This is a genomic window from Phormidesmis sp. 146-12, assembly GCF_052939495.1.
Genome location: NZ_JBJPHS010000135.1, coordinates 1 through 15,275, shown reverse-complemented (window position 1 = coordinate 15,275; position 15,275 = coordinate 1). Strand labels below are relative to the sequence as shown.

7 protein-coding genes and 1 pseudogene are annotated in these 15,275 nt (G+C 51.1%); 3 read left to right on the top strand and 5 right to left on the bottom strand.

Annotated features, from left to right (window positions below):
• Positions 1 to 384: 384 nt before the first annotated feature.
• From ACKFKF_RS30975 to ACKFKF_RS30965, 3 genes and pseudogenes are all read right to left on the bottom strand, one after another.
• Positions 385 to 793 (bottom strand): annotated as a pseudogene (locus ACKFKF_RS30975) (DUF1963 domain-containing protein).
• Between the two features lie 96 nt (positions 794 to 889).
• Positions 890 to 3,949: a phosphoenolpyruvate carboxylase gene (gene ppc / locus ACKFKF_RS30970; RefSeq protein WP_446871219.1), complete on the bottom strand. Its 3,060-nt coding sequence runs from the start codon at positions 3,947 to 3,949 to the stop codon at positions 890 to 892.
• A gap of 102 nt (positions 3,950 to 4,051) precedes the next feature.
• Complete coding sequence (locus ACKFKF_RS30965) at positions 4,052 to 4,285, bottom strand: hypothetical protein (RefSeq protein ID WP_446871218.1); 234 nt, start codon at positions 4,283 to 4,285, stop codon at positions 4,052 to 4,054.
• A gap of 330 nt (positions 4,286 to 4,615) precedes the next feature.
• Here ACKFKF_RS30965 and ACKFKF_RS30960 point away from each other — a divergent pair, with 330 nt between their 5' ends.
• Positions 4,616 to 7,603 (top strand): hypothetical protein, encoded by a 2,988-nt coding sequence (locus ACKFKF_RS30960; protein ID WP_446871217.1) that lies wholly within the window; start codon positions 4,616 to 4,618, stop codon positions 7,601 to 7,603.
• Between the two features lie 332 nt (positions 7,604 to 7,935).
• On the top strand, positions 7,936 to 8,976 hold the full coding sequence (locus ACKFKF_RS30955) for a fatty acid desaturase (protein WP_446871216.1): 1,041 nt from the start codon (positions 7,936 to 7,938) through the stop codon (positions 8,974 to 8,976).
• 627 nt (positions 8,977 to 9,603) lie between these two features.
• Here ACKFKF_RS30955 and ACKFKF_RS30950 read toward each other — a convergent pair.
• Together ACKFKF_RS30950 and ACKFKF_RS30945 are read right to left on the bottom strand one after the other, a co-directional pair.
• Positions 9,604 to 12,048: a CHASE2 domain-containing protein gene (locus tag ACKFKF_RS30950; protein WP_446871215.1), complete on the bottom strand. Its 2,445-nt coding sequence runs from the start codon at positions 12,046 to 12,048 to the stop codon at positions 9,604 to 9,606.
• On the bottom strand, positions 12,029 to 12,871 hold the full coding sequence (locus tag ACKFKF_RS30945; protein WP_446871214.1) for a FecR family protein: 843 nt from the start codon (positions 12,869 to 12,871) through the stop codon (positions 12,029 to 12,031). Before ACKFKF_RS30945 ends, ACKFKF_RS30950 begins: the two co-directional genes overlap by 20 nt.
• A gap of 226 nt (positions 12,872 to 13,097) precedes the next feature.
• Between ACKFKF_RS30945 and ACKFKF_RS30940 the strand changes: the two genes are divergently transcribed.
• Complete coding sequence (locus ACKFKF_RS30940; RefSeq protein WP_446871213.1) at positions 13,098 to 15,122, top strand: FAD-dependent oxidoreductase; 2,025 nt, start codon at positions 13,098 to 13,100, stop codon at positions 15,120 to 15,122.
• The last annotated feature ends 153 nt before the right edge of the window (positions 15,123 to 15,275 follow it).

The window sequence follows — 15,275 nt, the reverse complement described above, 5'->3', positions numbered from 1 at the left end:
CAGCCCTGAAAAAGTTGCGCTTCCGGCTTGACATTCAAGATAATCGCTAAATCCCTCTCCCCAGGCAGCTACCGTGTATACATAAGTCGATTGATCTGTACTTGCCGTAATCCTTCGCCCCCTAAATCCCCCAAATTTGGGGGACTTTGAACGCTGATCAGGGTTCTAAATTCTGGAAGTCTTTTTTGCTTAAAGTCCCCCAGAATGGGGGATTTAGGGGGCTGAAGCCGACTAGAACGAAGTGAGTATACACAAGTCTATACACCGTAGCCCCAGGCAGAGGGACTTTGAATCTAACTCCTTTCTCCTTGGGGAGAAGGGTTGGGGATGAGGGTCTTCTCTTGAATTCCATCCAGCTACTTAAGAACTGAATGAATACTGCACCTAACAGCAATCCCAGTTATATAAAACGTCTGAGAAATCTAGTCTTTTGAGCGCTTCGGATGTAATAAAAAAGTTAGCGACCGTTATCGCCCCACATCAGATCAATTGAGCAGTTTGAGTCTTTGGTGACTCGATCGCTATCTAGCTGAAATAACAAACAGTCATAGTTCCGATAAGATTCATTCCAGTCACGCAGGTCGGTTTGGGTAAAGCCTGGATAGCCGCCGATTCGGTGTCCTGTTCCTTCATAAACTTTCTCGGCATATTCATCGACTAGCTCACTGCGAACTTGTGACAGCAAATCGCCCAAAGACTCATCAAATCGATAGTCACAGGCTGAAATGGGGACAAGCTTTTTCTCAAATTTTAGAGCGGCTGAACCTGATAACGGCCCGTCAAATTCAGGCAAAAAGCTCAACTTTGAAAAGGGACTCGGCTAAAGTCTCGAATCCCCTTCATCCCTCTCGCGAAGCGTGCTACCAGCGGCAACCCCTCATCCCTCGTCTTAGCCCGTGTTTCTCATCCCCGCGGCAATGCCGTTGATAGTTAGCAGTGCGCCTCTGAGCAATTCACCTTTGCTGTAGCGCGATCGCACCACTCCAGCCGCCGCCAGAGATTTGTGTTGACGTAGCCGTTTGAGCAGCGAGACTTGTAGAAATCCGAGGGGAACGATCGTCCCGTTTCGCAACTGCACCGATCTCTGAAGTTCGGGGTCGCCATCGAGTAAGCGCTTGTGTCCCGTGATCGTCAGCACAATCTCACGAGTCAGATGATACTCATTGACAATCTGTTCATACACTGGCGCAAAGCGTTCTCGATCTTCGGGCAGCGTCAACTCACTCACGTAGTGTCCCGCAATTTGCAGATCAACCTTAGAGAGCGTCATTTCCACCTTTGAGATCGCCATTTTGAAAAACGGCCACTTCAGATAGAAATATTGCATCAGCTTCAAGTGTTCTTCGGGATGTTCATCAAGAAAACCTTGCAGCGCCGTACCCACCCCATACCACGAGGGCAACAAAAAGCGGCTCTGAGTCCAGCTAAACACCCAGGGAATTGCGCGAAGACTCGACAGATCCTTTTTACCCCCGCGCCGCGCCGGACGAGAGCTAATTTGCAGTTGGCTAATTTCTTCGATCGGCGTGACCTGATGAAAGAAGTCAATAAAATCAGGCTGTTCGTAAATCAAGCCACGATAGTGAGCGCGAGACTTCGCCGCCAGCTCCTCCATAATTTCGTGCCAGGGCTGAATGTCATCAAACCCCGTGCGGAGCAAACTCCCTTGAATTACAGCCGTCGTCACGGTTTCGAGGTTAAACAGCGCTAACTCTGGCAGAGAATATTTGGAAGCCAGCACTTCGCCCTGTTCGGTAATTTTGATCCGTCCGTTTACGCTGCGACCCGGTTGCGCCAAAATCGCCTCATACGCAGGCCCGCCGCCTCGACCCACCGATCCACCGCGCCCATGAAAGATTCGCAGCGCCACATTGTAGCGATCGGCGATCGTTTGCAAGGCCTGCTGCGCTTTATGAATTTCCCAATTGCTGCTGAGAAAGCCAGAATCTTTGTTGCTGTCTGAGTAGCCCAACATCACTTCTTGCAGCGACATCTGAGACGACGCATCGGGAGCCGCAGACTTGGCAAAGCCACCGGAGAGCAGCGATCGATAAAACGGTAACTCAAAGATCTCCGTCATCACCGAGGGCGCTTTTAACAAATCCTCCACCGTCTCAAACAGCGGCACCACTTGAATTGCACTGATGCCCGTCGCCGGATCGTATAGTCCCGCTTCCTTGGCTAATAAAAGAACCTCCAGCATGTCACTTGCGTCATGACTCATGCTGATGATGTAGGTGCGGCAGATGTCCTGACCAAATTCCTGCTGAAGCTTGCGAATCATGCGGAAGGTGGCGATCGTTTCCTTTGTCCGTTCCGAGAAGGGCAATTCTGACGGAATCAGCGGTCGGCGGGTTTGCAGTTCGGTCGCCAGCCAGAGCGATCGTTCCGCTTCTGACATCTCGTTGTAGGGCTTGGGCAAGACTTGCAGGTAGTCAGCAATCTCATTCATTGCGTCTGAGTGACGAGTGCTTTCTTGACGAATGTCGAGATGGGCCAGATTAAAGCCAAAGATCTCGACCTGACAGATTAGCAGATCTAGATCGCGGCAGTTCAGTCCCGTTTCGCCCAGATTGCGCTGGATCAGATGCAACTCGGTGAGAAAGTCGGTGCCAGAGCGGTAGATCGTCGCTTCGTCGTATTCTGGAATCTCCTGCTGCAAACAATCGCCGTTATAAAGCTGTTGACTGCGAATCAGCGTATTCTCTAGCCGCTTTTGAATGTAGGCCAGCTTGAGCCGATAAGGTTCTTGTCGATAGCGCACCGCCAGTCCTTCATAGACTTCTGGCATCCGTTGCTGATCTTGCTCCAGCGACTCCAGCAGATCGGGCAACACGTCGCTCCAGTGCAGAGACAGACTGAGCAGATCAGTCAAATGCTCGATCGACTTAATGTACTTTCCGAGAACCAATTTGCGCTGATAGCAAGCCGTTTGCCAGGTGATTTGAGGCGTGACTGAGGGATTGCCATCGCGATCGCTGCCCACCCAAGACCCAAACTGACAAAAATTATGGCGGGGCATCTGCATTCCTGGAAACGAGCCGTGAACGGCCTGCTTGAGGCGCTGATAAAGGTGAGGAATCGCGTCAAATAAGACTTCTTGAAAATAGTGCAGCGTGTAATCGACCTCATCCAAAACGGTGGGTTTGAATTGGTGCAGTTCATCGGTGCGCCACCAGAGGCGAATTTCCTCCGTCAACTGATCGCGCAGTGAGTCGGCTTCCCAGGAAGAAGAAAGCCCCACCGATCGCAGGTTGTCTTCGACGCGATCGAGTTCTCGCAAGATTTTGGCGATCCGTCGCTGCTTATCGCGAATCGTATGCCGAACAATTTCAGTCGGGTGAGCCGTAAACACCAGCCAAACATCCAACTGATTGATCAAGCGCTGAATCTGCTGCGGCGGCACATTGAGCTTTTTGAGATTGGGAAACAGCCAGTGAAAGGTGCCCACTTCTCGACGCGCATCGGCATCATGCAGACTCTTTTCTAACAAATCGGCTTCCAGGCTGGATGATTTGTCTGAAGATTTGCGCCCATTTTTACCCGGCAAGACTTCGCGGGCGGCTCGATATTGCTGCTGCTGGTCGCGCTGTTCGTAATGTTGCTCAACAATATTGATCAGTTGAAAGTAGAGCGCAAAAGCGCGGGCGGCTCGAATGGCTTCATTGAGATCGAGTTTCTCAACCACTTGCAGCACGTCTGACTCAGCAAACGTCGTCGCCTGTCCTTCGGGAGAGCACATTTCTCGCAACTGATTGAGCAAATCGACCAACTCTTGACCGCACTCTTGGCGCAACACGGACTCCCAGAGGTCTTCTACAATTCTGAGGCGATGGCGGAGAAACAAAGTAGAGGTGAGCGTTGTCACGTCTTCATGAAGTTCTGTGAGGGTGGTTTCTATAGCGAGACCGGAGGGCGATTCATCTGGGGAGGGGCGTGTCGAACTCATAGAGTTTTTCCAGCAGAGATACTCAACAATTTTACGAGGAATTGCTTATTCTCAATAGGGCGCAAGACCTACATAGACGCTTATAGAATCCTTAAGTTTTTGTTAACTCGGTTTGTCTGAGGAATTTGACAGGTTGAGAACGGGCAAGCGATCGCCCCTAAAAATTTCTTCACTTAGCATTCCTAACTCTTGAACAGACTGCGCGATCGCGTTCACTCCCACCAATCCGACTAAGACAGGCAGCGTCGCCAACCCCAACAAAACCTCTGGATTAATCTTTAAATTCAAAAGACCCTGCTCGTCTCCAGAAGAGTTTGACTGAGAAGAAGATTGCATAATATTGATTCCAGATGAGGCTTGATTTAGTCAGTATAGGAAAACTAGGACACTTGATGCAGAAACAATCTGAAGAAACGGTAAGCTACGATCGCTCATGAAGCATCTTTCATATTCAGGAATACTCTATATTTGGCGTAGAAAGTTGTTTTTTGAGTGTTTGTGACGCTATTGTTAGTTTTTTAGACTGATTTCTGACCAAATTGCAGACTTTTGCATACCATATCAGAGAAAAGTCTTTTTCCTTTAGAAAAGCGTGTCGAAAACCGCAGTTGGGTGTGCTATCTCTAAAAAGCAAAACGAGCAGTCTGAGAAGGAAGTACGGCTCTGATGTTGAATGTTCCCGATCGTCCCCTTTCATCGACCGATCCCCAATCGCTGGTGGCGTGGCTCTATCAGGCGATCGGCTTACAGCAGATCCGCATTCACACTCGTCTGCGGGGCAATCATTTGTACGTTCTCTGTGAGGGCAAGGTGTGTCCGAGTCAGACGATCGTCTTTGGCAGACTGGTGCGATCGTTGTCCAAAACGGATGTACAGCCCTTTGTTTCGTCTGATCAGCCTCAAATTTATCAAGTAGTCCTCTATGGGCGAGCGCTCGGACAGGCGCGTCCTCAGTGGGCAGACGTGATTTATTTGAACCAACTCGATCGCCATTTAGAGAAGCTGTCTAACCAGGGAGACTCAAAGCCTCATACGGCGATCGTGCTGGCAAATATTGCGCTGGCCAAACAAGGAAAGCCAGAAGCGATCGCCCGATATCTCAGTGAGGCGCTCAATTCGTTAGGGGTGTCAGTGCGGGCCAGCGTCAAGGCGATTCCGATGGGCGGAGAGATTGCCCAACCGCTCAATCGTCTTTGGGTGATGTGCGAATCGGCTTACAGTCCTGATCCGTCGCTGGTGGCGCAGGCGATTCCTCAAAAACTGCGGGATCTGGAGCTAACGGGCTTTCGAGAGGCGATCGTTCACGGTCAGGTACAGGGCGAATCGAACCCTGATTGGCAGTTGCGGGTTGATCTGACTCCTCCCGATGAGATGCTCAGAGAATGGGCGCGTTGGGGCGATCTCAAAGCATTGGATCGGTTACTCAATCGAGCGTTGGGCGACCAGACTGTCCAAATTTCTGCCACGCTCAAAGAAACCACCCTGCATCTCACTTGCCAGACTCAAGGAACGCTTGAACCGCAAAAGCCGCGAGTCATGGCCGCGATCGCTCCCTTACTAGACACGATCGCGCCTCAAGGGATTCACGCCGTCACCGTCTACGGGAGCGAACCCGCTGTAGAAGCCGACGTACCCGCCTCCCCCACCTGGATCGAGTGGCTCGATCTGCCTGCAAAAATTCATCCCGCGTTGTCTGACTCCACTGAGACGCTGGCTAGACAAGGAGATTTGCCCGCGATCGCTTTTCTTCTAACTCGCTTGCTCAACCCAGATTTGGATCGACAACTGTCCACGGGCGGCATTCGGCTTCAGGTCAGACGCAAAGAGGATCTGCTGCATATTTTGACCGAATCGCCCCTCTGTCCTTCTCAAACAAAAGTCGGAACGGCGATCGGCACCTTTCTCAAACCGTTAGCAATTCCTGACATGACGGGCGCGAGAATCTATGGACGGCGATCGGGTCAAACGCGCCCCGCCTGGAGCTATGGAGTAAATTTTGTCTCGCGCAGCCGACTAGTCCCCGAAGCGACTCCAGAATTTGCGGCCTCAGATGCCTATGTGGGTGACCTGATGGCAGAACCAGGTGAGCTAATTGTCCGTCCTGAGTTGACGACGAATGAGTTGCGCCTCGTTTTGGATCGGATGGTGGAATCAGTACAGGACTTTTTGACGCGATCGCAGCTATTCGTGCCAACCGAGTTGAGCGCTCCGGGGTCAGAAACCGCATCGATGGCTTCCAGTTATCCGCAAGGAGTCGCGCACACCGCCAAAGTTGCGATCGTCTGGGGCACGCTCGGACTGTTGCTGACGGTGCAAACCGATTGGATTGTAGGACAACTGCTCAAGTCCAAAGTAGAACCCGCGCCCAAAGCTTCTCCCGTTCAGCCTGCCCCTGCTCAAAAGCCCGCGCCTTCTGAAGCAATGAACCTGCCCAATCTGTCTCTACAAAAGTCTGGAGTGGGTCGCTGGCGAGCGTCTGATGGCTCCTTTACTCAATCGGGTCAGACCGTCATTGCCACAGATTCTCCCAATCGAGCCACGTCAGAAGCCGCCCCTAGAGCCTTACTTGCAGCCCCTCTGCGACCAAAAGCGGTGGCCGACGCAGCCCGATCGCCCTATCCCACCTTCAACGCGCGTCAGTTGGATGAAAAACTCGTCCTTTATCGGCAGTTTGTTGCCCAGCATGGGGCCCCCGATGTGTTGGTGTTGGGCAGTTCGAGAGCGATGCGAGGCATCGATCCGGTGACGCTTCAGCAATCTTTGGCGGCTCAGGGCTATCCTGGTCAAAAGGTGTTTAACTTTGGGGTGAATGGAGCGACAGCGCAGGTCATAGACTTGATTGTGCGCCACCTGTTGCCCGCCGAAAAGATGCCAAAGCTGATCCTCTGGGCAGACGGTTCGAGAGCGTTTAATAGCGGACGACTGGATATCACCTACAACGCGATCGCCGTTTCCCCCGGTTTCAAGAAGCTGCCGACAGATATCGCTGCCGCACCCGCCAAACCTGCTGAGAATGCGTTGGGCAGTTCGATCGAGACGATCGCCGTCACCAATACCAGCGTTTCTGAAAGCTATCAGACAGTCAACACGCTGCTCAATCAATCTCTCGCCAAACTGTCGTCCGTTTACAATCAGCGCGAGTCGCTCAAAAACTTGTTTCGTCAAGGCATTACAGGTCAGTCAAAACCAGGGCAAGACACCGAAACGATCGCCCAAGATGGTCAGGGACTAGTCGATATTGATGGATTTTTGCCGATCGCCAATCGCTTTAATCCAGCCACCTACTACCAAAAATATTCCAGGGTGACGGGTGCCAATGATAGCGACTACGACAATTTTTCTCTAGAAGGGCGACAGCAGGCCGCGATCGCTTCTCTCGCAAAGTTCACTCAAGCTCAAAAGATTCCCCTTGTTTTTGTCAATCTGCCGCTGACGGGTGAATATCTCGACCCTGCTCGATCGGGACATGAGCAAGCCTTTCAGCAACATATGATCAAGATTTCGAGTGAGATGGGCTTTACCTACCGCAACCTGGTAGGCGAATGGACAACCGAAAACGATTTCTTCTCTGACCCCAGTCATCTGAATCGGTATGGTGCCTACGTGGTTTCGCAGCACATTGCTAAAGACCCCCTGATTCCCTGGGTGAAGTGAGGGAGAACTTTGTTTCGCTTGGCGAGAGGGATGAGGGATGAGATGGGCGAACCTTTTCTCTAGAATTTCTCAATCTCTCGTTATCGAATTGTGATATAACGATTAAGGTTTTGTTACATAGCTTACTGCATATTGCGTAACGGGTGCGGACTTTTCTTGGGGCCCACTCGATTTAGTGTGACCATTTGCACTAGGTTTCCCTGATGTAACCAGCCTAATCTTGCTTGGCATCTATCAGCACACGGTTCAAGCCTGATCGGTAGAACGAACTGCTCATGCCTGGCAGGTTTTTGGTATGCCTTCTAAAACCCCTCCGAAAGGAAAAATAATTCATGACAGCATCGATCGCGAAGTCTGAAAACCCAATTTCCGCCCCCGATCCAAAGCTTCGCCTCAAAGATATTCTCAAGACCTTACCTCGTGAAGCCTTCCAGCGCGATATGCGAAAAGCCTGGACAATGGTTGCGACAAACGTTCTCATGGTCGGCTTGGGCTATTGGGCGATTCAGGCCGTTCCCTGGTTTTTGCTCCCCATCGCCTGGATTTTTACCGGAACCGCGCTCACCGGGTTCTTTGTCATTGGGCACGACTGCGGACATCGATCGTTCGCCAAGCGCAAATGGGTGAATGATCTGGTAGGTCACATTTTTATGGCACCGCTGATCTATCCCTTTCACTGCTGGCGCATTTTGCACAACACGCACCACAACTACACCAACAAGATGGATGTAGACAATGCGTGGCAGCCCTTTAGACCAGAACTGTATGACGAGTTTGGCACGGTCAGACGGGTGGGTTATGAGTACATGCGGGGTCGTCTGTGGTGGCTGGCATCGATTTTGCACTGGGGCATCATTCACTTTGATCTGAGCCAATACGAGCCAAAAGATCGTCAAAAGGTGAAGCTGTCGATCGCCGTTGTCGTTGGGTTTGCTGCGATCGTGTTTCCGACATTGATTTTGACGATCGGCCTCTGGGGCTTTGTCAAGTTTTGGTTATTGCCCTGGCTGGTCTACCATTTTTGGATGAGTACCTTTACGCTGGTTCACCACACGATTCCCGAAATTCAGTTTCAGGAGCCGGATCAATGGGATGCTGCTCAAGCGCAATTGTTTGGCACGGTTCACTGTGAGTATCCGTTTTGGGTGGAGTTTCTGTGTCACCACATTAACGTTCACATTCCCCATCATTTGTCTACGGCGATTCCTTCTTACAATCTACGGATGGTACACAACAGTCTCAAACAAACTTGGGGCAGTTCGCTTCATGAATATCGCTTTTCATGGCAATTGATGAAGCGGATCACAGACGAGTGTCATCTCTATCATCCTGAGTATGCGTATCAGTCGTTTGACAAATATCGTGGTAAGTAGTCGATCGTGAAGGATGAATCCTTCGCTGCGGTTATCATTCCGGGCAGCCCCCTAAATCCCCCAAAACTGGCGGACTTTGAGCAAAAAATCCTGTCCGGAAGTTCCCCAGTTTTGAGGGGTTGGGGGGCGAAAGTGCTGAATCACGAAGCGAAAAATCTCTGTCGAATTCACGTTAAATAATATTAAATTTTGTCGAGTGCATTGAGCCACAACCCTTATCCAAAATCCTTGTCTAAAATCTTTAGGATTGTGAATTTAATAAAACCGACCGTTGCGTAACGTGAATTCGATGAGAGGTTTTCCGCTTCGTTGTTCACGGCTTTTGCCCCCCAACCCCCCAATTTGGGGGACTTTAAGAGAGGAATTCTGGTTCAAAGTCCCTCACTCGTGGGGGATTTAGGGGGCGTTCCTGGATCTAAAAGCGAAGCGAAGCGTTCATCGAACTGACGTTTGCGTAGGGTGCGTTTCGCGTGGCTCAACACATTGATTGCAACCGTTGGCGGTGCGTTTCTCCATCGTTCAACACACCCTACAAAATTCGGTATTATTCAATTCTCATTCCTTAGCAGCTACTCAAGCACACTGTTAGCGCGATCGCTTCGCAGGCTGTCTCCTCAAAACCTGCTGTCAACTCTCTCGACGCAGTGGCAACTGAACCGTAAACGTCGTGGAGCCTTCGCCACTCTTGACCTCGATGCTGCCACCCAAGCGCTCCACAAGTTTTTTGACCAGCGCCAACCCCAGACCTGTCCCGCCTTGCTTCCAGGGGTCAGCTTGAGGGACTCGATAAAAGCGCTCAAAAATTCGGGGCAGTTCGTGTTCAGGAATTTCAGCCCCAGAGTTAGAGACGGCTAGTTCGACGTGAGGAGGGGCCCAGTTAGCCGAGACGAGGATTTCTCCCGTGGGAGGCGTGTATTTGCAAGCATTATTGACCAACTCAACCAAAATTCGTTCAAGACTGGGCTGGTCAGAGATGACGCTAGGAAGCTGACGCGAGAAGTTGATAGACAAGGTTTGCTGACGGGCTTCAGTGCGCTTATAAAATGGCTCAATAATGGGTGGCAACCACTCCTGAATGTGAATGACTTCTGGATTGGTGATCTGCATCCCTGCTTCTAAGCGCTGTAGATCGAGTAGATCGTTAATCAATTCTGCTTCACGGTTGCATTCATTTTCTAAGATCTTTAAGTAGTGAGATCTCTTTGTGTCACCCTCAAGGGAGCGCTGCGGTTCGGCGGTAGCAATCTTGAGCAACTGAATGGCCATTTTCATGTTGGTCAACGGCGTTCTCAATTCGTGGGAGACAGTGCTTAAGAACTCATCTTTGAGTTGGCTCATTCGATTGAGGTCGTGAATCTGTTGGTCTAGGTTAGCTTCAACTTGTTTGCGCTGAGTGATGTCTTCGATCAATAACAGCAACCCGCTAAACGATTGATCTTCTGGTTGTAGCGCTTCTAGTTGTAGCGCTTCTAGTTTCTGGTCTTTTGATTGATTTTTTGATCGGCGATCTTTTAACTTCTGATTTTTTGAATTCTGCTCTTCTGACTTTTGTTCTAACTTCTGATTCTGTGATTCTGTGATTGATGATTGATAGGTTAACGGCTCTGTTTTGAGCGAAAACCAGCGATCGCCCCGCAGCACTTCTTTCTCATCGACGGGCAAACGTTGCCACAGCTTATCTAAGATCGCTTTCCACTCAGCTTGGGTCAGCCACTCTGGAGTCAGGTGCATTTCCAGTCGAGCGCCCACTTGTAGCTGCAACCACTCCATCGCCACCGGATTGCAAAACCACACCAGCCCGTCGCGATCGACCGCCACCAATCCGACCGAAAGACTACGCGCGATCGCCGCCTGAGTAGATTGAGACCGTCCAAAGCGATCGGCCAGGGCCGTCAGTTGAGCCACTCGCTGCATCGAAGGCACGATCGCGGTCACACCGGGCCGTTTGGGTGTATCAAGGGGACGCAGCACCAGATCAGATTCATAGGTTTGCCAGAGGTGTCGCACCTGTTTTTGCAGCAGGGCATTCATTCTCAAGCGCTCGATCACGGCTCCGGTCAGCGTTGTAGAAGCGAGTAAACCCACCGGAAAAGCCACCGGAAGCAGATAGCTCATTTTCAACATCGACAGGCTCAGTGCCCCCCAACTCACGATTAGCCCCAGCGCGATCGCGACCTGCGTTTCGGTTCGCCAATAGCTGATCAAGACGCTAAACCCAGGGCCGCCCATCACTAAGATCAACAGTAGCCACCACCCCTCGATCGGACGCAGGGCATTTTGTTGCAGCAGATTGTTGATGATGGTCGCTTGAATAAATACACCGCTGGTCGTTGGATTGGTGTTAAAGGGAGTCAATCGCGGCTCAATTCCGGATGCGGTTACGCCGACGAGAACGATTTTGTTGCGAAAGGCGCGATCGGGAATTTGCCCCTGCATCACATCCGCAAACGAGTATTGTCGAATCGGGGCCCCAGCCCAATTGAGCCACATCGGTCGATCGAGATCGGTTTGCCGCACGATCGCCTGCACCATCGAATAAGCCTCGATCGTCGCTACGCCCAAAGCAGGTTCGCCTTGCATCTGAGGCAAGATTTTTCGCACCATGCCGTCTGCGTCTTCTTCGGTGTGAATGTGCCCGGTCGAAAGGGTGGCATCTCGCAGAGGCGGAACGGGAATCAACGGCAGTCCAGTACTGTCCCAGGCTTGACCCAACACAACGCGACCATATTGCGTCATCGATTGAGCAAATTTGGCATCATTGGGAGTCGATTCTGAAAAGAGGAGATCGATCGCGACGACGCTCGGCTCGGCCTCGTTGAGTGCGTCCAATAATTGAGCATAATGGCGGCGCGTCCAGGGAAACTGCCCCAATCGTCGAATGCTGGCATCATCGATCGCAACCAGCACCAGGCGATCGTCCCACGGAATTGGGCCGCGTGCTCGAAACAGCGTATTGTAAGCAATACTTTCGAGCGGCTGCAACGCGCCCAACCTCAATAAGATACCTAGCCCAACGGCCGTGACTCCACCCGGTAATAATCGCCATCCAAGCTTACCGAAGCGCCAGATCATAAGACTCTGTTTTTCCTAGCGGAGTAGTAACTACAACTTGTATCCTTAAAAAGGATGGGGCAAAATACAGAGCATCAAATCGTCCAGAGCGATCGGTCTTTTGGGGCTGTCCATCAACGGTCACAGAATTAACGGGATCAACCTGACCAATCAGGCGAATTCTCCGTACCCCTTGATCAATTTCTTGCTGCAATTCGTACTGAAACCGAGTGTCGTTTCTCAAGGGTACAGGCACAGAAGGCGGTTCACCAGGAATAGTAAAGTTTTGAAACCCAGCCGGGACGCTAACCGATCGCCCCTGGGCACCAGTTACGACGGCTCCTGACAGGGTGGCTAATCCAGTTTTGCCATCGGCTTGGATCAAGACCCCAAATTCGGTGCCCCGTACGCCACTTAACCCCGCAGGTGTCTGAATTTCGAGGCGAGATCCTCGATTTGTGAACCGACGTAACTTGAGGCGCACCTGTCCTTGAGAAACCTGGAGGCGCGTAATCCGTCCATAGTCTGGGGCGACGTTGAGGGTCTGCACTGATAATTTAGTTTTCTCTAAAACGTTAACCGTCCCGATGCCTGTGTCTACTAACAGCGATGCAGACGATCCACTTCCGGTGGTGAGGCCATCTCCTACGGCTTCGAGCCGATCGCCCACTTTGGCGGATCGATTGACACTGCGGCGTTGATACGTGACATTGCCAGACATTTGTTGGATCGAAAGCCAGCGATCGATTCGCACGGGGACGCTTTTTTGAGCAAGACTACCAGGGATGGCAAGCAAGACTACACTCCCCGCGATCGTAGCTCCGATCAAAAATGGATACTTCATGGGATTCGGATTATCGTCTATTGAGAATGCTTCCCAGGTCTCACAATAAGGGGGCTAGAGAGAAATGGATGAGAAACGAAGGAACAGTTTACGATCGGGGCGGCTCACTTCCAGTCGTTGGGGCGTTTTGAATGGAATCCCTTCTGAGTTATTGATCGATTCAGCGATTAAAATCAAGTGTTTCTGCGGTTTTCATTTGAGAAACAATATAAACCTCTCATTATTTATGAAGAAAACAAAAAGTTCAACGGTTCACACCCTGATTCCTGTCGTGAAGCACTTTTTTTACTTCATTCTGGGGTCTTGTATCTTACCAGTATCCTTGACTTATTCTGCATCGGCGGCGACCCGATCGATCGATCAAGAAGTCACCTGTGACCTCATGGTGGCTGGGGGTGGATTGTCTGGGGCGGCGACGGCTTATGAAGCCCTAAAAGCAGGACATACCGTTTGTATGACGGAAATTACGGATTGGGTTGGGGGACAAATTTCATCTCAGGGTACGTCGGCGTTGGATGAGAAAAAAACTCAGCGAGATCTGCGTTACTTTCCCAAGGGGTATCTGGAGTTTCGGCAACAATTGCTCGATCGTCACAAAAATCAAAAAACGCCGGGAAACTGTTGGGTGAGTCTGGTGTGTTTTTTGCCCAAAGAAGGGGACGAAATTCTGGAAGCAATGCTAAATGAGGCGGCTAGAGACGGCAAAGGGACGCTGCGATTTTTTCCAAATACGGTGGTCAAAGATCTGCAAATTGGGCAGGTGGGACAGGGACAGCAAATTCAATCGGTGCGGGCGATTCAGCATAGTCCGGCTGTGGGGGCCCCGCCGTTGAATACTTACCCGCTGTCGCAGACGATCGTAGATAGCTATCAAGAGGCAGACTCGTCGCTGTTTAAGAAGAAAATTATTCGTTTTGTGCCGCCTGCATCGGGCAAGTGGTTTGTGATCGAAGCGACCGAAACCGGGGAACTGTTGGCGCTGGCAGATTTGCCGTATCGTCTGGGAGTGGATGCGCTGTCTCATACCAATCCTTCTTCTTCGAGCGAGACGGATTATCCCTATTGTCCGCAGGCGTTTACTTACACCTTTGCGATGGAGTCCACAGATACGCCTCAACCTGCTACGCCGCCCGCATTTTATTCGCGCTATGCCCAGTCTTACAGCTTCAATTCTAATGAGTATGCCCAGCATCCCGAACTGGTGTTTACCTATCGACGAATCTTTAGCGGACAGCCAACGGCGGGAAGTCGATCGATTATCCCTGGTGATATCTCGATGCAAAATTGGAACTGGGGCAACGACTATGGCCCAGGAACTCCCGCAGATAACTATCTCTACACCAGAGACCAACTCGCGGCAACGGGACAGCTCACGCCCGGTGGTTGGCTAGGAGGATTTCGTGTCAGTGCGCTTCAGGGCGGCGAAGAACAGGCGTTGGGATTCTTTTACTGGTTTCACTCTGGGACGACGGATGCCAAACTGCCAACCAAGAAGCCTTTCCCGAATATTCGCTATCTGCAAGGGTTAGAGTCTCCGATGGGGACGGTGCATGGGTTGTCAAAATATCCCTATATGCGAGAAGCTCGGCGGCTGATTGGGCGCTATGCCTATGGTTACCCGGATGGATTTTTGATGGATGAGATTTCTGTCTCGCGCAAAAACTTTAAAGACCGCTACTATGTCGAAAATTTATCACCCGAAGGCTATCGAAATCTGGTTACGGCGCTGTCTGGTTTGAATACGATCGCCGTCCTCCGAGGTCAGATTCCTTTAGAGAAGGCGCAATTGAGGACGCGATCGCACATCTACCCCGATACGGTGGGCATTGGTCACTACAATCTCGACTTTCACCCCTGCATGGTTGAGTCTCCACCTGAACGTGCGGGCAATCAAGAACGCCCCAAAGAGCGCCAGGGGGCTGACGAAACTTATCCGTTTCAGATTCCGTTGAGGTCGATGATTCCGCCTAAGATTGACAATTTGTTGGTCACGGGCAAGAGTATCGCGATGAGCCACATTAGCGCGTCTGCTTATCGAGTTCATGCGATCGAGTGGTCAGCCGGGGCAGCAGCGGGGACGACGGCCGTGTATTCATTAGAAACGGGAATTTTACCTTATCAACTGGTTGAGAATCTGCCGAGAGCTAATCGAAACTTAGAACAGGTGCAAAAACGATTGATGGAAAATGGCAACCCGATCGCGTTTCCCAACACGTCGATTTTGAATTTGGATTGGAAGAAGTGGCGGTAGAAGGGTTCTCTTTCATGTTGAGGCGGTCGATCAATCACGATCGCTTCACGCTTCCCATTCGATCATTTTATTTTGCTTTTTTGGCGTTGCTGAATCAAGGGATGAATTGCCCCAAAGCGGCGGGAACCCCAAGGTTCAAAGTCCCCCAATTTT

What these genes read in the sequence shown, in the direction of transcription:
- ppc (WP_446871219.1), bottom strand. Translation starts at nt 3,949, where the DNA reads ATGAGTTCGACACGCCCCTCCCCAGATGAATCGCCCTCCGGTCTCGCT.
- ACKFKF_RS30965 (WP_446871218.1), bottom strand. Translation starts at nt 4,285, where the DNA reads ATGCAATCTTCTTCTCAGTCAAACTCTTCTGGAGACGAGCAGGGTCTT.
- ACKFKF_RS30960 (WP_446871217.1), top strand. Translation starts at nt 4,616, where the DNA reads ATGTTGAATGTTCCCGATCGTCCCCTTTCATCGACCGATCCCCAATCG.
- ACKFKF_RS30955 (WP_446871216.1), top strand. Translation starts at nt 7,936, where the DNA reads ATGACAGCATCGATCGCGAAGTCTGAAAACCCAATTTCCGCCCCCGAT.
- ACKFKF_RS30950 (WP_446871215.1), bottom strand. Translation starts at nt 12,048, where the DNA reads ATGATCTGGCGCTTCGGTAAGCTTGGATGGCGATTATTACCGGGTGGA.
- ACKFKF_RS30945 (WP_446871214.1), bottom strand. Translation starts at nt 12,871, where the DNA reads ATGAAGTATCCATTTTTGATCGGAGCTACGATCGCGGGGAGTGTAGTC.
- ACKFKF_RS30940 (WP_446871213.1), top strand. Translation starts at nt 13,098, where the DNA reads ATGAAGAAAACAAAAAGTTCAACGGTTCACACCCTGATTCCTGTCGTG.